The sequence below is a fragment of the Propionibacterium acidifaciens genome, from assembly GCF_003798325.1.
GTDB lineage: Bacteria > Actinomycetota > Actinomycetes > Propionibacteriales > Propionibacteriaceae > Propionibacterium > Propionibacterium acidifaciens.
The window spans coordinates 189289-205197 of record NZ_CP033719.1 but is presented as its reverse complement, the minus strand read 5'-3'; the positions used below and the strand labels follow the sequence as shown (position 1 = coordinate 205197).

At 72.6% G+C, this 15909-nt stretch carries 17 protein-coding genes and 1 pseudogene; 11 read left to right on the top strand and 7 right to left on the bottom strand.

All coding sequences use genetic code 11. The annotated features are described in order from the left end of the window. A complete protein-coding gene (locus EGX94_RS00860; protein ID WP_021797393.1) occupies positions 1-972 on the bottom strand; it encodes a hypothetical protein in 972 nt (323 codons plus the stop codon). A gap of 207 nt (positions 973-1179) precedes the next feature. Here EGX94_RS00860 and EGX94_RS00855 point away from each other — a divergent pair, with 207 nt between their 5' ends. The 5 genes from EGX94_RS00855 to EGX94_RS00835 are packed head-to-tail and all read left to right on the top strand — an operon-like array spanning position 1180 to position 5975. Continuing rightward, positions 1180-2226 (top strand): AAA family ATPase, encoded by a 1047-nt coding sequence (locus EGX94_RS00855; RefSeq protein ID WP_021797403.1) that lies wholly within the window; start codon positions 1180-1182, stop codon positions 2224-2226. A 26-nt stretch (positions 2227-2252) separates the two neighbouring features. After that, complete coding sequence (locus EGX94_RS00850) at positions 2253-3305, top strand: DUF58 domain-containing protein (protein WP_028705970.1); 1053 nt, start codon at positions 2253-2255, stop codon at positions 3303-3305. Continuing rightward, positions 3302-4273, top strand: coding sequence for a VWA domain-containing protein (locus EGX94_RS00845; RefSeq protein ID WP_021797404.1), 972 nt, complete (start codon positions 3302-3304; stop codon positions 4271-4273). The genes EGX94_RS00850 and EGX94_RS00845 overlap by 4 nt, the downstream gene beginning before the upstream one ends. Beyond that, positions 4273-5226 carry a VWA domain-containing protein gene (locus EGX94_RS00840; RefSeq protein WP_043121371.1) on the top strand — a complete coding sequence of 318 codons (954 nt, stop codon included), beginning with the start codon at positions 4273-4275 and terminating at the stop codon, positions 5224-5226. Before EGX94_RS00845 ends, EGX94_RS00840 begins: the two co-directional genes overlap by 1 nt. Further along, positions 5223-5975: a YggS family pyridoxal phosphate-dependent enzyme gene (locus EGX94_RS00835; protein ID WP_043121364.1), complete on the top strand. Its 753-nt coding sequence runs from the start codon at positions 5223-5225 to the stop codon at positions 5973-5975. The genes EGX94_RS00840 and EGX94_RS00835 overlap by 4 nt, the downstream gene beginning before the upstream one ends. On the opposite strand, the gene EGX94_RS00830 is transcribed toward EGX94_RS00835, so the two are convergent. After that, on the bottom strand, positions 5969-7966 hold the full coding sequence (locus EGX94_RS00830) for a dipeptidyl-peptidase 5 (protein ID WP_021797408.1): 1998 nt from the start codon (positions 7964-7966) through the stop codon (positions 5969-5971). The two genes, EGX94_RS00835 and EGX94_RS00830, sit on opposite strands and share 7 nt — an antisense overlap. Positions 7967-8112: 146 nt before the next feature. Between EGX94_RS00830 and EGX94_RS14185 the strand changes: the two are divergent. Together EGX94_RS14185 and EGX94_RS13560 are read left to right on the top strand one after the other, a co-directional pair. After that, positions 8113-8532: pseudogene (locus EGX94_RS14185) on the top strand (ATP-binding cassette domain-containing protein); the annotation flags it as partial. 76 nt (positions 8533-8608) lie between these two features. Beyond that, the gene (locus EGX94_RS13560; RefSeq protein WP_028705974.1) at positions 8609-8827 is read left to right on the top strand and encodes a hypothetical protein; all 219 of its coding nucleotides are present in this window, start codon (positions 8609-8611) and stop codon (positions 8825-8827) included. Positions 8828-8863: 36 nt separating this feature from the next. On the opposite strand, the gene EGX94_RS00815 is transcribed toward EGX94_RS13560, so the two are convergent. Next, a complete protein-coding gene (locus EGX94_RS00815) occupies positions 8864-9052 on the bottom strand; it encodes a hypothetical protein (RefSeq protein WP_123825773.1) in 189 nt (62 codons plus the stop codon). Between the two features lie 109 nt (positions 9053-9161). Here EGX94_RS00815 and EGX94_RS00810 point away from each other — a divergent pair, with 109 nt between their 5' ends. The 4 genes from EGX94_RS00810 (at position 9162) to EGX94_RS00800 (ending at position 12133) form a co-directional block, all read left to right on the top strand. After that, complete coding sequence (locus EGX94_RS00810; protein ID WP_051383782.1) at positions 9162-10175, top strand: substrate-binding domain-containing protein; 1014 nt, start codon at positions 9162-9164, stop codon at positions 10173-10175. Between the two features lie 57 nt (positions 10176-10232). After that, positions 10233-10409, top strand: a complete 177-nt coding sequence (locus EGX94_RS13555) for a hypothetical protein (RefSeq protein ID WP_021797394.1) — start codon at positions 10233-10235, stop codon at positions 10407-10409. Between the two features lie 199 nt (positions 10410-10608). After that, on the top strand, positions 10609-11109 hold the full coding sequence (locus tag EGX94_RS00805; RefSeq protein ID WP_021797395.1) for a DUF3145 domain-containing protein: 501 nt from the start codon (positions 10609-10611) through the stop codon (positions 11107-11109). Between the two features lie 49 nt (positions 11110-11158). Next, positions 11159-12133 carry an alpha/beta hydrolase gene (locus EGX94_RS00800; RefSeq protein WP_081707381.1) on the top strand — a complete coding sequence of 325 codons (975 nt, stop codon included), beginning with the start codon at positions 11159-11161 and terminating at the stop codon, positions 12131-12133. Between the two features lie 74 nt (positions 12134-12207). On the opposite strand, the gene EGX94_RS00795 is transcribed toward EGX94_RS00800, so the two are convergent. The 4 genes from EGX94_RS00795 to EGX94_RS00780 form a co-directional block, all read right to left on the bottom strand. Then, the gene (locus EGX94_RS00795) at positions 12208-13467 is read right to left on the bottom strand and encodes a beta-ketoacyl-[acyl-carrier-protein] synthase family protein (protein ID WP_021797405.1); all 1260 of its coding nucleotides are present in this window, start codon (positions 13465-13467) and stop codon (positions 12208-12210) included. 58 nt (positions 13468-13525) lie between these two features. Further along, positions 13526-13774, bottom strand: a complete 249-nt coding sequence (locus EGX94_RS00790) for an acyl carrier protein (protein WP_021797397.1) — start codon at positions 13772-13774, stop codon at positions 13526-13528. Positions 13775-13853: 79 nt separating this feature from the next. Next, positions 13854-14858, bottom strand: coding sequence for a beta-ketoacyl-ACP synthase III (locus EGX94_RS00785; RefSeq protein WP_021797399.1), 1005 nt, complete (start codon positions 14856-14858; stop codon positions 13854-13856). 3 nt (positions 14859-14861) lie between these two features. Beyond that, entirely contained in the window at positions 14862-15812 is a 951-nt protein-coding gene (locus EGX94_RS00780; protein WP_021797406.1) for an ACP S-malonyltransferase, read from the bottom strand. Positions 15813-15909: the final 97 nt, after the last annotated feature.

The window sequence follows — 15909 nt, the reverse complement described above, 5'->3', positions numbered from 1 at the left end:
CTACAGCCTCGTCTGCTGCTGCGTCGGCTGGTCGGTGGCCGTCTGCGTGCCGGACCCGGAGACGTTCATCGACGGCGTCTTCGTCGGCGAGTCGTGCCCGCCGGGGCTCTGCGAGGCGTCGCTCGAGCTGTCGGAGGGGCTCGAGCTGGGCGAGCCCGACCCGGAGGACTCGGACTCGCTGGGGGAGCCGGAGGAGGAGTCGGACTCGCTCGGGGAGCCCGAGCTCGAGTCGCTGGAGTCGCTCGACGAGCTCGACGAGGCCGAACCGGTGACCGGCGCGTTCGGGGACTCCGGCGGCTGGTTCCGGAACAGCAGCACGGCCACGAGCAGGGCCGTCGAGGCCATGAGGACCATGAGCAGCCAGCTCGCCAGCAGCGGCAGCCAGCCGGCGCGGTCGCGGCGTCCGGGCCAGGGCAGCGGCCACAGCCGCCAGGCGCCGGGGCGCGTGTCGGATGACCAGGGGATCGAGAAGTCGGGGCCGCTGCGGGTGCCCAACTGCGGACTCGCCGACAGGTCGACGCTGCGCAGCAGGCGGTCGGCCTCGGCCAGCGCGTTCGGCGAGCCATCCCACACGAGCGCGACCCAGGGGGCCAGCGGGGCATGGTCGGGGCCCACCGGGTCGTCGTCCTCGCTGCGGAAGAGGTGGCCGAGGCGGCCCTCGTCCTGGTCCTGACCGCCGCGGGCGACGACGGTCCGGGAACTCATCTTGTTGACCTCGCCGGCCAACCGGTCGCGGGCGGCGGCGTCACGGGCGGCGCCGTCGGCGAGGATCACGAGCATCACCTGGTGCTCGGCGTCGGCGTGCGCGAGATAGGCGACGCCGGCCTCGGTGGCGGTCAGACGCGCGTCGATCCAGAAGTCGCCGATCTTCGGCGGATCAGTGGACAGCAGCGGAAAGGCCTCGACGCCCATGGGCGCCGAGGCGGGTGACGCGCTCGCGGGCTCGCCCCGCGCTGACTGGTCCTCGGACATCGCGCACCATCTCATCACACATCCGGCGCCCACCGAAGCGCATCGGCCTCCCCGGGCGCCGGTCGTGCACCCCGGATCGGGCCCTCCGGTACGCGCCCGCCGGGCTCCGGGGCCCGCGCACCGGTCCGCGGTAAGGTGGCCCTCGACGCCCTGGGGTGCGCCGCACCCCGTGACGAGCCCCTCAACCGAGCCCTGCAGGAGACACGAGTGAGTGAGAAGACCCAGGCCCCGTCGAGCGCCGAGGAGACGGCGACCCTTCTGGGCAAGGCCATCAGCCAGGTCCAGCAGGTGATCGTCGGCCAGGAGCACATGGTCGAACAGCTCATGGTCGGGCTGCTCGCCCGGGGCCACATCCTCCTCGAGGGCGTTCCCGGCACCGCCAAGACGCTCGCCGTGCGCACCTTCGCCACCGTCGTCGGCGGCACCTTCTCCCGCGTCCAGTTCACCCCCGACCTGGTGCCCTCGGACATCGTCGGCACCCGCGTCTACCAGGCCAGCAAGGAGACCTTCGACGTCGAGCTCGGCCCGGTCTTCACGAACTTCGTCCTCGCCGACGAGATCAACCGCGCCCCGGCCAAGGTGCAGGCCGCCATGCTCGAGCTCATGGCCGAGAAGCAGGTCTCGATCGCCGGCACGACCTACCCGATGAAGGACCCCTTCATCGTCATCGCCACCGAGAACCCGGTCGAGTCCGAGGGCGTCTACCCGCTGCCCGAGGCCCAGCGCGACCGCTTCCTGCTCAAGGTCGACGTGCCCTACCCGAAGGGCAACGAGGAGCTCGAGATCCTGCGCCGCATGTCGGTCAAGGCCCCCACGGCCACGCGGATCCTCGACCCGGAGCTCACCAGGTCGCTCCAGGACAGGGCCTCCAGCATCTTCGTCCACAACCTCGTCGCCGAGTACATCGTCCGCCTCATCCTGGCCACCCGGAACCCGGCCGACTTCAACATGCCCGACCTGGCGCGCGTCATCTCCATCGGCTGCTCCTCGCGGGCCACCCTGGGTCTGGTCGCCGCCGCGCGCGCCGTCGCCCTCATCCACGGCCGCGACTACGTGCTGCCGACCGACGTCCAGGCCATCGCCCCCGACGTCATGGCCCATCGCATCATGCTGAGCTTCGACGCCATCGCCGACGACGTGAGCGCCGCCCAGGTCGTCGAGCGCATCCTCGCTATGGTCCCCGCGCCCACCCCGGTCTGGAACAACCGGGCCCCGGCCGCCCCGAGGCGGCCGGTGGCCTCGGAGGTGCGCTAGCAGTGGATTCCGCCGCGCCGCAGTTCCTGCCGCCGCAGACGGACGCCCCGGCTCCCTCGTCCGGGGCGCAGGCCGTGCTGTCCGTGCTCAAGGAGCCCGCCGGCCCCACCGTGTCGCTGCGCCACCTGGCGCCCGAGGCGGCCCTGCGCCACCTCGAGCTGACGATCGTGCGCCGGCTCGACGGCTACCTGCAGGGCGACCACCTGGGCCTCATGCCGGGGCCCGGGTCCGACCTCAACGACGCCCGTCTCTACATGCCGGGCCAGGACGACGTGCGCCGCATGGACTGGGCGGTCACCGCCCGCACCACCGTGCCGCACGTGCGCGACACCATCGCCGACCGCGAGCTCGAGGTGTGGGCCCTGCTCGACGCCACCCCGTCGATGAACTGGGGCACCGGCGCCGTGACGAAGCGCGACCTGGGCATCGCCGCGGTGGCCACCTTCGGCTTCGTCACCCAGAAGATGGGCGACCGCTTCGGGGGCATGGTGCTGCACGGCGACGGCATCACCCGCATGAGGGCCCGCTCGGGGCGCAACGCCCTGTACGGGCTGCTCCGGAAGATGCTCGAGGACCCGATCGAGACCGACCGCTCCGGCGGCGGGTACGACCTGGCGGCCGGAATCGAGGCGATGGTGCGCACCCAGCAGCGCCGCGGTCTGCGCGTGGTCGTCTCCGACTTCCTCACCGCTGGCGACTCCGAGATCGACCCGGCCCGCCCGCCGGCCTGGGAACGCCCGCTGCGCCGTCTCGGCGTGCGCAGCCAGGTGGTCTGCGTCGAGGTCGTCGACGCCGCCGAGGTCGACTTCCCCGACGTCGGCGAGGTGCTCGTACGCGACCCCGAGTCCGACTTCACGCGGTTCGTCGACACGGGTGACGTCCGGGCCCGCCGCGCCGTGAGCGCCGCCTCGCGGGCCCAGCGCGAGCGCACCGCCGCGGCGATCCGCCGCGCCGGCGCCGGCCACGTCGTGCTGCGCACCGACCGGGACTGGGTCGCCGACATCGCCCGCTTCGTCCTGACCTACCGGCGGACGGCCGCCGTGATCTCCCAGCCGCAGAGGGAGGCGGGCGCATCATGAGCACGACGCACGTGCTGTGGTGGGACTTCTCCCACCCGGGGCGCCTGTGGGCGCTGCTCATCATCCCGGCGCTCGTCATCGCCTATCTCGTCATCATGCGGTTCGCGAGGAACCGCGGCATCCGGTACACGAACACGGGCATCGTCGGCGCCGTCGTGCCGCGCCAGCGCCAGTGGCACCGCCACGTCTGCGTGGCCCTGACGCTGTGCTCGCTCGCGACGATCACCGGCGCCTGGGCGGTCCCCGTCGGAGACACGAAGGTGCCGCGGGAGCGCGCGACGATCGTCCTCGTGCTCGACGTCTCCCAGTCGATGATGGCCGCCGACGTCGATCCGAGCCGTTTCGAGGCCGAGAAGAGCTCCGCGGTGAGCTTCGTCTCGAGCCTGCCGGCCGCCTACAACGTCTCGCTCGTGACCCTGTCGGGCCACCCGAACACGCTCGTGCCGCCCACCGTCGACAGGGGGGTGCTCATCCAGGCGATCAACTCGCTGAGCCTTCAGGACGGCACCGCCATCGCCGACTCGATCACCGACGGCCTCGCCGCGCTGAAGCAGGCCCCCGCCGGTGACGACGGCACCCAGGCGCCCGGCCTCATGGTGCTGCTGTCCGACGGCTCGGAGACCTCGGGCGGCGACCCGGTCGCCGCGGCCCAGCAGGCCGCGGCGGCCTCGGTGCCGATCAACACGATCGCCTTCGGCACCCAGAACGGCTACGTCGACCTGGACGGCGAGCGCTTCAACGTGGCGCCCGACACGAACCTGCTGGCGCAGGTCGCCTCCACCAGCGGGGGCCGGGCCCTCGACGCCTCCAGCTCCGACGAGCTCAACACCGTCTACAAGGACCTCAGCTCCGACATGGGCTACGAGACGCAGAAGACCGAGGTGACCGCCCGCTGGGTGCTCGTCTCGCTCATGTTCGGTGTCGTCGCCGCCTTCGGCGCGGTGGGCATGGCCGCGAGGTGGTCGTGATGATCCCGATGCTCAGCTTCATGAGCCCCCACAGACTGTGGTGGCTCGTCGTGCCGGTGCTCGTCGTGGCGCTCTACGCGGCGCTGCTCGTGCACCGCCGCGCCGCCGGCTCGAGCAGCCTGCTCGCCTCGATCCTGCCGCGCGACACGCGGCTCAGGCGCCACCTCTCGGTCGGTGCCGCGGCCCTGTCGCTCGTCATGCTCGTCATCGCCTACGCGCAGCCGCAGGCGATGACGCGGGTGCCGCGCGACCGCGCGACGGTCGTCGTCGTCATCGACGTGTCGCGCTCGATGATGGCCACCGACGTCACCCCGACGAGGCTCGACGCGGCGAAGGAGGGCGCCAAGGAGTTCGTCGACTCGCTGCCCGAGAGCTTCAACGTCGCGCTCGTGTCCTTCGCCGCGACGGCCGACATCAAGATGCCCCCGACGACCGACCGCTCGGCCCTCGAGAACGCCATCGACGCCCTCGAACTGGCGCCGTCGACGGCCATCGGTGAGGGCGTCTACACGGCCCTCGACGCCCTCAAACTGGCGCCCCAGGACCCGGACCACCCGGACGAGACCGCGCCCGGCGCGATCGTCCTGCTCTCGGACGGCGCGACGAACATGGGCCGCGCCTCCTCGGACGCCGCGACCGAGTCGAAGAAGCAGGGCGTGCCGGTCTACACGATCGCCTACGGCACCTCGAGCGGCTACGTCTACGAGAACGGCCACCGCCAGTCGGTGGCCGTCGACCACGCCGAGCTGTCCGAGGTGGCCAAGGACTCCGGCGGCAAGAAGTACTCCGCGGACTCGCTGAGCAGCCTGCAGGCCGTCTACCAGACGATCTCCCACCAGATCGGCTACGTGGACGAGTACCACGAGATCACCGCGCGCTTCGCCGGGGTCGCCCTCATCTTCGCCGTCCTCGCCTCGGCGGGTGTCATGTCGTTGGCTGCGAGGTGGCCATGATGTCGGATGATGGACCGGTGCCGGTGGACGGTTCGACCCGCGCGCGTGTGCAGCGGATGTGGGAGCGGCTGGGGCGGGCCTGCGAGGCCGCCGGGCGCGACCGCGACGAGGTGCGCCTCCTGCCGGTCAGCAAGCTGCACGACGTCGACGAGATCCGCGCCGTCCACGCCGCCCTGGCCGAGGTGAGCGGCGATGCCGGGCCCCGCAGCTACGGCGAGAACCACGTCCAGGAGATCGTCGCCAAGACCGCCCGGATCGGCCCCGACGAGGGCATCGACTTCACCCTCATCGGCCATCTGCAGACCAACAAGGTCAATGCCGTGCTGCCGCGCATCCGCGAGTTCCAGGCGCTCGACTCCCTGCGGCTGGCCGCCCGCCTCGACCGCCGGCTCACCGAGCTCGGCCGCACCCTGGACGTGCTCGTCGAGGTCAACACCTCGGGCGAGCGGACCAAGCACGGCGTCGGCCTCGACGAGGCCTTCGGCTTCTGCGAGGCCCTGGCCGACTACGAGGCGCTCGACGTGAAGGGCCTCATGACGGTGGCGGTCGACAGCCCCGACACCGCCCGTGTCGCGGCCTGCTTCGATGCGCTCGTCGCGCTGCGCGACCGGCTGCGCGGCCGGGCGGTGCTCGGTTCGACCTGGTGCGAGCTGTCGATGGGCATGAGCGGCGACTTCCCGCTGGCCATCGCCCATGGCGCGACGACGGTGCGCATCGGCACCGCCCTCTTCGGCCCCCGCGCCTACTGAGCGAGGCCCTCCGCCCCGGTCCGCCCGTCCGGGGCCGGCGGGTTCTCGAGCGGGGGCGCCGCGACGTCATCGGCCGGCTCGAAGCCGAAGAGCCGGGCGTAGAAGCCCAGCTCGCACTCCAGCACGCGGCGCCGCGTGGCCGGCAGCCGGAATCCGTGCCCCTCGCCCTCGAAGGTGACGAGTGCCACCGGGAGTCCCCGGGCCCGGAGCGCGTCGGCGAGCGCCTGCGACTGGTCGGGCGGGACGATCGGGTCGTCCAGCCCCTGGAACAGGAGCATCGGGGCGGTGAGCCCGTCGAGGTGGTTGATGGGGGAGCGCTCCTCGTAGCGGGCCCGCGCCTGCGGCCACGGTCCCAGCAGTCCGTCGTTGTAGCGGGCCTCGAACTTGTGGGTCCCGGCCTGCAGCGCGACGAGGTCGGCGACGCCGTAGCGCGAGACGCCCGCCGCGAACACGTCCGAGCGCTCCAGGGCGCTCAGCACGGTGAAGCCGCCGGCGCTGCCGCCGGTGATGACGACCCGGTGCGGGTCGGCCAGCCCGGCCCGCACCGCCCACCGGGCCGCATCGATGCAGTCGTCCACGTCGGCGACGCCCCACTGGCCGCGCAGGCGCTCGCGGACGGCGCGTCCGAAGCCGGCCGAGCCCGAGTAGTTGACCGCCATGACGGCGAAGCCGCGGCTGGTCCAGAACTGGGTGGCGGTCGAGTAGTCGTCGACCGTCATGCCGGTCGGCCCGCCGTGCACGGTGACGATGAGCGGCGGGCGGGACCCCGCCGGTCCCCGGAAGCGGGGGTTGCGCGGCGGCCAGAGGAGGCACTGGAAGCGGCCGTGGCGGTTCTCGTCGACCAGGTGCACCTCGCCGACGCTCGTGAGGGCCGGGTCGGGCGGCGCGGAGGGGCAGCGGAGGACCGCGCCGCCGGCGGCCACGTCGATGATCGCCGGGGGCGCGTCGGCCCGGCGGACGAGCGCCAGCACCCCCTGCTCGGTGGTGACGACCTGCTCCAGGTCGGCCACCGCGCCGAGGCGCCGCGACGGGCCTCCGGTCAGCGGGCAGTCGACCAGCTCGGCCACCCCGTCGACGTAGCGGGCGAACCACAGCCGGTCGTCGTAGACGGCGACGGGGCGGCGGGCCAGCTGCCAGACGGGAAGGTCCGCGTCGTGGGGCTCGGTGCTGACCGGCCGCGGGGCGGCGGGCCCGCCCGTCCAGCGCCACGGGTCCCACCAGCCGTGCGCGTCCGACATGAACAGCAGGGAGCCGTCCGGGGCCCACAGCGGGTGCTGCACGGCGATGCCGGAGGCCGGGTCGGGGCCGGCGCCGTCGACGAGCACCCGCTCCTCGACCAGGTGCGTCCCGTCGTCGTCGAGGCGGGCGACGACGAGCTGGGCCCCGTCCCAGGGCATGGCCGGCTGGTCCCACTGCACCCAGGCGCAGACGCCGTCGGCGCGCACGGCCGGGTCGGCGTAGAAGTCGTGCCCGGCGGCGAGCACGGTTCCCGGGTCGGGCGCGCCGCCGGGCCAGGGCAGGGCGACGAGGCTCGTGACGACGTCCTGCGGGTCGGTGTGGTCCTCGCGCACCGCCAGGACGACGCCGAACGCGGCGCACGGCGCGGGGGCCGCGTAGCGCATCAGGGGATCGGCCGGAGTGAGCGCCACCGGCCCGCGGCCCTCGAGCGTGCCGACCACCTGCTGGGCCGCGGCGTCGACCCAGACGACGATGCCGTCGCCGGCGGCCCAGGAGCCGCCTCCGTACTCGTTGACGCGCGCCCGCACGTCGGCCGGGGCTGGGGTCAGCTCGACGACGGTGTCGCCGGCCCGGCGCAGCAGCGTCATGCGGGAACCCTCCTCGGGGCGCGACTCGAGCCAGAGGGCGTTCCGGCCGTCGCCGCCGAGCTCGCGCATCGCGACCCCGGCGGCCAGCACGTCGTCCAGACCGATGGGGGAGTCCCACGATCCATGGGGGGCGGTGATCATCGCGTCGGAGGCCGGCGAACTCATGCTTCGAGAGTACGCGCGCCCGTCGGCGGGTCGCCCCCGTCGGGCCGGGACGTCCCGATGAGGCGGAGGAGAGCCAGGACGAATTTTCTTGTCAGCCGTGAACATTTAGCTTAGCCTGGCTTTTGTGATCGCATCCCGGGGCATGGATCACGCGCCCGCTGCGACGGCGCTCCCCCCTGCGTGCGAGCGGGCTGACCCTGTCGTGCCGGGGCCCGACGCTGCTGCGCGGGCTGTCCTTCGAGCTGCGATCCGACCGGGTCCTCGTCGTCACCGGAGCCTCGGGCGTCGGCAAGACGACCCTGCTGCGAGCCATCGCGGGTACGGCGGCCGAGGCGATCGCCGCCGCAGCGGTCGAGCGCTCCGGCCGGCTCGGCTACGTCTTCCAGGAGCCAGGAGCCGCGCCTACTGCCCTGATGCACCGCGCACAGGAACGTCGCCCTGCTGGCCGCCGATCGCGAGCACGCCGGTCGCGAGCACGCCGGCCGGGCCGCCGACGAGTGGCTCGGCCGGGCGGGGCTGGGTGATGCGGCCGGGCTGCACGCCGGGCAGCTATGCGCCAGCGGGTGTCCATCGCGCGCGCCATGGTCACCGCGCCCGATCTGCTCCTGGTGGACGAGCCCTTCTCGTCCCTTGACGGGGCGCTTGGCCGCGGAACTCCGCGGGCGGCTCGTGGGGATCATCGCCGTCGAGCACATCGACGCCGTCCGGGTGACGCACGACCCCGGCGAGGCCGAGGCCGTCTCGAGCCTGCGGCTGCGCCTGAGCGGTGATGAGGACGGGGCGTGGACGCTCGCGTGGGAACGAGAGGACCGGGCCCGACCGGCCGTTCCCTCACGGGCCTGGTCGGCCTGGGCTGTCTGATCGGACTGTGGTGGTGGCCTCGGGGAGACAGCCGGCCTATGCGCTGCCCAGCCCCGGGGGCACCTGGCGGGCCCTGGTGTCCATGGCGAGCACGGGGCCGACCGGTCTATGAGGGCGGCGGCCGCGGCGGGCCCTGGTGTCCATGGCGAGCACCGGCAGGCTGTGGGGATCGCTGGGCATCACGCTGCGCCGCACGGTGCTGGGGCTGGGGCTGGCCTGCCTCATCGGCATCGCCTGGGGGCGCTCAGCGCCGTCAGCGGCATCCTCGACGCCTTCACCCGATCGTGGTTGTCGCTGCTCATGGCGGTGCCGCCCATCGTCAGTCGTCATCGGCATGCTCGCCCTCGGTCCGACCGCCGGCGTCGTGCTGCTGGTCGTCGTGCTCGTCTCGGCGCCCCTGATCACCGCCTCGACGCGCGACGCCATCGGCCAGGTCGACCCCGACCTGCTCGAGATGGCCCACGCCTTCGGTCGCGGCCCTGCCTGGCGCGGGCGCCATACGATCCCCTCGAACCGGTCAGGGTTCCCCATCGAAGGAGATGCACCAATGAGAGCATCCCGACGCGACGTCCTGGCCTGGAGCGCCGCGGTGGCCGCCCTGGGGCTGGCCGGCTGCTCGTCCAGGGAGGGCGGGGCGGCCTCGTCGTCCTCGACCTCCAGTGGCCCCATCGACGATCTGCGCGTCTACGTGCCCACGACGCTGGCGTTCATGGCGCCCATGGCGGCGTTCGGCGACGAACTCAAGAGCGAGGGCGCGGTCGAGGAGGTCACGATCCGGAACTGGGCCGGCGTCGACGTGCTCACCTCGCTGCTGCTCGACCACGAGGCGGATGTCGCGGCCGTCCCCTCCTACGTGGGTGCCGATCCTTGCACCAAGGGGGACGATCTGCGGCTGGCGGCGATCACCGTGTGGGGCATGCTCTACGTCCTCGGTCCGAAGGAGGACGAGGGGGCCGACGACATGGGCCTGCTCACGGGCAGGAGGATCGGCGTGCCGCCGCCGAACGACATGCCCGATCTGGTCTTCCGCTATCTGCTCGCGCAGAAGGGCATCGACGCGGCCGGCATCGACATCGTCCCGTACCCCGACGCGCAGGAGCTGCTGAACGCCTTCGTGAGCGGACAGCTCGACTGGGCGGTGTGCCCGAGCGCCCCGCCGCTGTCGCCGTCGCCAAGTCCGCCCAGGCCGGCCGCCAGGTGGGGCGCGTCGTCGACATGCAGAGGATCTGGGCCGAGGTCACCGGCTCGGACGCCCGCTTCCCGATGGCGGGCATCGCCGTGCCGACCGCCGTCGCCGGCGACGAGAGCCTGCTCGGCGGCATCCTGGGCGACATGGAATCGGCCGTGAACACGGTCAACGCCGCCGGAGAGGAGATCATCGGTCGGATCGCCGCCTTCCACGCAGGTGGACGCTGCCATCGTCGGGCAGGTCATCCCTCGTCTGCAGCAGCAGATGGTCCCGGCGGCCCGGTGCAGGGACGGACTGGCCGATTTCTACGAGCGCCTGGCCGTCCTGAACCCCGACGTCATCGGGGGCAGGGTTCCCGACGACGCCTTCTTCCTCGCCGATCCGCGCGGATGAGCGTCAGCCGGAACGGATCCCCGGGACCCTCCCCGGACCGGGGGATCCCGGGGCCGGTGGGCTCCGCTTTGGCATCTCGGGCGGAACTGGTGCACAATCGCACCGACAACACCGGTCGCCGACCGGTCTCATCGCGCCGTGACGATCGTCCCGTGCAGGCTGCTGGGGAAGGCACACCTGAATGACGGGAGGAACCGGCATGGCTCAGAACGCACGTGGCGAGATCTTCATCCACTCGGCCACAGCGGCGCTGTGCCCGCACATCGAATGGGCGATCAGCGCCGTCGTCGGCGCGCCCGTCGCCCTCGAGTGGACGCCCCAAGGGGCCCAGCCCGGCACGATGCGCGCCGAGAGCATCTGGGAGGGCGACGAGGGCGTCTGCGCCCGGATCGTCTCGGCCCTCATGCGCTGCCACCGGCTGCGCTTCGAGGTGACCTCCCAGGCCCGCCCCGGCGGTTTCGGCGAGCGCTACTCCTACACGCCGGCCCTCGGCGTCTTCCACGCCGTCACCGACGAGTTCGGCGACATCCAGGTCAGCGAGAACCGGCTGCGCGCGGCCCTCTCAGAGCGGGGCTCCGGCGGCCGGGACGTCCGCGAGGCCATCGACGCCCTGCTCGGCGCCCCCTGGGACGACGAGCTCGAGATCTTCCGCCACGCCGGGGACGAGGCCCCCGTGCGGTGGCTCCACCGCGCGGTGTGACGGCCCCGAAGGTCCCTCGGACGCGGAGGGCGGGCCTTATGCTCGGGTGATGAACATCACAGCGCAGCAGCACAGCGCCTCCGAACCCCGCATCGAGGTCGGACGCCTCGACCGTCCCGACGGCGAGCGTCTCCTGGTGCGTGCCTGGCTCCCCGTCGGTGAGCCGCTGGCCGTCCTCCAGATCAGCCACGGCATGGCCGAGCACTCCAAGCGCTACGACCGCTTCGCCCGCGCCCTCACCGCGGCCGGCTGGGCCGTCTACGCCGGCGACCACCGGGGCCACGGCGGCACCGCCGGCCACCTCGAACGGGCCGGCATCTGGCCCCGCAACGGCTGGTCGGTCGTCACCGAGGACCTCCACGCGGTCCACGAGCTGGCCGTGCGCCGCCACCCGGGCGCCCCGCAGTTCCTCCTGGGGCACTCGATGGGCTCGGTCCTCGCCCGCGAGTACGCGATGCACTGGTCGCAGGAGCTGTCCGGCCTCATCCTGTCCGGTACGACGCCGAGCATGGGGCGCACCGGGGTGCCCGCCCGAGAGGCGGCCCGTGCCGAGGCCGGGCTGCGCGGCTGGGACAGTCCAAGCCGCCTCGTCCACGCGCTCGGCTTCGCCTCGTACAACCGGGCCTTCCGGCCGGCCCGGACCCCGTTCGACTGGCTCAGCCGCGACGAGGCCGAGGTCGACGCCTACGTCGCCGACCCCTGGTGCGGCTTCACCTGCTCCAACGGCCTCTTCGCGGAGATCATCGAGGGCCAGATCCGCGTCCACTCGCGCAGCCACGTCGCCCTCGTCGGCTGGGAGCTGCCGGTGCTCGTCGTCGGAGGCGGCGCCGACCCCGTCTGCGGCAATGGCCGCGCCGTCGAGGAGGTCGTCGGGGAGTACGGCATCGCCGGCCTCACCGACGTCGTCGGCAGGGTCTGGCCGGGCGCCCGCCACGAGCTGCTCAACGAGACCAACCGGGACGAGGTCACCGCCGGCCTCCTCGACTGGCTCGAGCGCCGCCGCACCGGCAGGATCTTCGACTGACGGGCCCGGGACGACGAGGGGGGCGCGGATCCCACGGCCCGCGCCCCCCTCGTCCCGCACCGGACGGGCCGGGATCACCCGGTGATGTTGTCGTTCGTGACGGCCACGGCGACGTTGTGCCCGCCGAAGCCGAAGGAGTTGTTCAGTGCGGCGAGGCGGCCCTCGGAGGGCAGCCCGACGGCCTCGTTCGCGGCGATGGTCACGCCCAAGTCGTCCTCGGGATCGTCGAGGTTGATCGTCGGAGGGACGATGCGCTCGTGGAGGGCCAGGAGGGTCGCCATGGTCTCGAGGGCGCCCGCGGCGCCCAGCAGGTGGCCGGTCATCGACTTGGTGCCGGTGACGACGACGTGGTCGGCGTCGTCGCCGAGCAGCTCGCGGATGCCGTGGGCCTCGGTGACGTCACCGGCCGGGGTCGAGGTGGCGTGGGCGTTGATGTGGTTGATGTCGGCGGGCGCCAGGTCGGCGTCGGCGAGGGCCTTGCGCATCGCGGCGCGCTGACCCCGGCCGCTCGGGTCGGGCTTGACCATGTCGTAGGAGTCGGCGCTGATGCCGGACCCGGCGATCGTGCCGTGGACGCGGGCGCCGCGGGCCGTGGCGTGCTCGAGGGTCTCGAGGACGAGCATGACCGAGCCCTCGCCCATGACGAAGCCGTCGCGGCCCCGGTCCCACGGGCGGGAGGCCCGTTGCGGCTCGTCGTTGCGCTTGGACAGCGCCTGCATCTGGGCGAACGAGACGATGGGCAGCGGGTGGATGAGCGCCTCGGCGCCGCCGACGAGGGCGATGTCCGCGCGTCCGGCGCGCAGCATGTCGAGGGCCAGGGAGATCGCCTCGTTCGAGGAGGCGCAGGCCGAGACGGTCGTGTGGACCCCGGCGCGGGCGCCGATGCGCAGGCCGACGTTGGCGGCCGGCGCGTTCGACATGAGCATCGGGACGGCGAAGGGGCTCACCCGGCGCTGGCCCTTGGTCTTCAAGATCTCCCACTGGGAGATCGTGCTCCGGAGACCACCGATGCCGGTGCCGACGACCGAGGCGGCCCGGTTCGGATCGATCTCGTTCTCGGGGGAGAAGGTGAGGCCCGCGTCCTCCCAGGCCTGCCGGGCCGCGATGACGGCCAGCTGGCTGGAGCGGTCCATGTGGCGGAGCTCGATGCGGGTCAGCTGGGAGTCGACGTCCACGTCGACCTGCCCGGCGAAGCGCACGGGCAGGTCGGCGGCCCACTCCTGCTCGATCGTGCCGATGCCGCTGCGGCCGCTGCGGAGCCCCTCCCAGGTGCTCGCAACGTCGTTGCCGAGCGGGGTCAGCGCCCCCAGGCCGGTGACGACGATGGTGCTCAATGTGTCCTCCAGTGCGGGTGTTCGAGTGTGGTGGGCGACGTGGAACGGTCGGTCGGGCTCAGGCCTTCTGGGCCTTCTCGACGTAGTCGACGGCGTCGGCGACGGTGCTCAGGCCCTTGACGTCCTCGTCGGGGATGTCGATGTTGAAGGCCTCCTGCAGGGCGTAGACGATCTCGACCATCGACAGGGAGTCGATGTCGAGGTCGTCGATGAAGCTCTTGTCGGGCTGGATGTCCTCGACCGGGACACCGGCGACGTCGTTGACGATCTCGGCGAGCTTGGTCAGGATCTCTTCGTTGGTAGCCATGGTCGGCCCTTTCTTGTTGGTGTTGTTGGGGGACAGGTCGTCAGACGAGGTCCGTTGTCGGCGCCGTGCGCCGGTTCCGTCAGGGTATGACGATGATCTGGCCGGCGTAGGTCAGACCCGCTCCGTAACCGATGATCAGGGCGGTCTGGCCGCTCGTCGCCCGGCCCTGGCGGATCATGTCGTCGAGGGCGATCGGGATGGAGGAGGCCGAGGTGTTGCCCATCTCGGCGATGTCGCGGCAGACCGTCACGTTCTCGGGCAGGTGCAGATGACGCACCAGCGCATCGGTGATGCGGTCGTTGGCCTGGTGGGGGAGGAAGATGTCGAGCTCCTCGGGCCGGATGCCGGCCAGCTCGATGGTGCGGGCGGCGTGCCGGGTGACCTCCGCCAGGGCCCACTTGAAGACCGTGCGGCCGTCCATCGTGATGAAGGGGTAGCCGGTGTCGTGCCCGGCGCCGCTCAGCCAGTGCTCGATCTCGATGGTCTCGACGTTCTCGGGCTTCGTGCCCCAGACGGTCGGGCTCACGCCGGGGGTCTGCGAGGGGCCGACGACGGCCGCGCCGGCGCCGTCCCCGAAGATGAACGCGGTGCCGCGGTCCGCGATGTTGATCATGTCGGACAGCCGCTCGACGCCCACGACGAGGACGAGGCCGTCGTCCCCGGCATGCCCGGCGCGGATGAGCGACTCGGCCAGCGCGACGCCGTAGCAGAAGCCGGCGCAGGCGGCGGAGATGTCGAAGGCCGCCGGATCGGTGCAGCCGAGCTCGCGGGCCAGGTAGTCGGCCAGGGCGGGCGACGGGTGGTGGTGCGAGACGGAGGCCAGGATGATGGCGCCGATCTGCTCGGGGCGCACGCCGGCCATGTCCATGGCGCTGCGGCAGGCCTGCACGGACATCGACAGAGGGGTCTCGCCCTCGACGGCCCAGTGGCGCTCCCGGATGCCGGTGCGCTGCTCGATCCACTCCGGGGTGGAGTCGATCATCGTGCACATCTCCTCATTGGTCACCACGCGGGAGCCGCGGTAGGAGCCGGTGCCGAGGATGCGCGCGTACCGCGCGCCGGTAGAGGTGGCCAGTGTCGTCATGGGTCAGACCTCCTGGGCGGTGGTGCCGGCGTGCCCCTGGCAGAAGGCCAGCGCCTCGTCGATCTGGTCGGGCGTGTTGAGGCTGAACAGCTCGACGCCCTTGAGATTGCGCTTGGCGATGCCCGTGAGGGTCTTGGCCGGGGGCAGTTCGAGCAGACCGGTGGCGCCGAGCCCGCGCATGGTGTCCATGCACAGGTCCCAGCGGACCGGAGTGGTGACCTGGGCGACCAGGCGCTCGAGGTACTCGGCGCCGGAGGCGACGACCTCGCCGTCGCGGTTGCTGAGCAGCCTGGTGATCGGGTCGGAGGTCGTCATCGTGGCCGCGAGCTCGGCCAGCCTCGGCCGGGCGGGGGCCATGTGGGCGGTGTGGAAGGCGCCGGCGACCGACAGCGGGATGACGCGGGCCCGGGCCGGCGGGTCGTCGCGGAGGGCTTGGAGCCGGTCGAGGGTGCCGGCGGCGACGATCTGGCCGGAGCCGTTGTTGTTGGCGGCGGTGAGGCCGCACTGCTCGATGCGGGCGAGGACCTCGTCCGGGTCCCCGGCGACGACGGCCGCCATGCCGGTGGGCTCGACGGCGGAGGCGTCCGCCATGCCGCGGCCGCGCTCGCGGATGAAGACCGCCGCCTGCAGCGGGTCGAGGACGCCCGTGCCGGCGGCGGCGGTGATCTCGCCGACGCTGTGGCCGGCGGCGACGTCGGCCAGCGAGAACAGCCCGTGGTCGAGCCGCGGGGCCGTCACGAGCGCCGCGTGGAGGCCGGCGCCCATGAGCAGCGGCTGCGCCACCGCGGTGTCCCTGATCGTCTCGGCGTCGGCGCCGGTGCCGAGACGGGCCAGGTCGAGGCCGGTGACCTCCGAGAGCCGGGCGAGGCCTTCGGCGAAGGCGTCGATCTCGAGCCAGGGGGCCAGGAATCCTGGCGTCTGAGCGCCCTGTCCAGGGGCAACGATCACAAGCATGGAACCATCCTGCCCCTGCGCGGTGGGGGCCCGTGCGACTTATCCCGACGAAAAACGATACCGGGCCGTTGGAGGAACTCCACAAAACGGGGCGGAG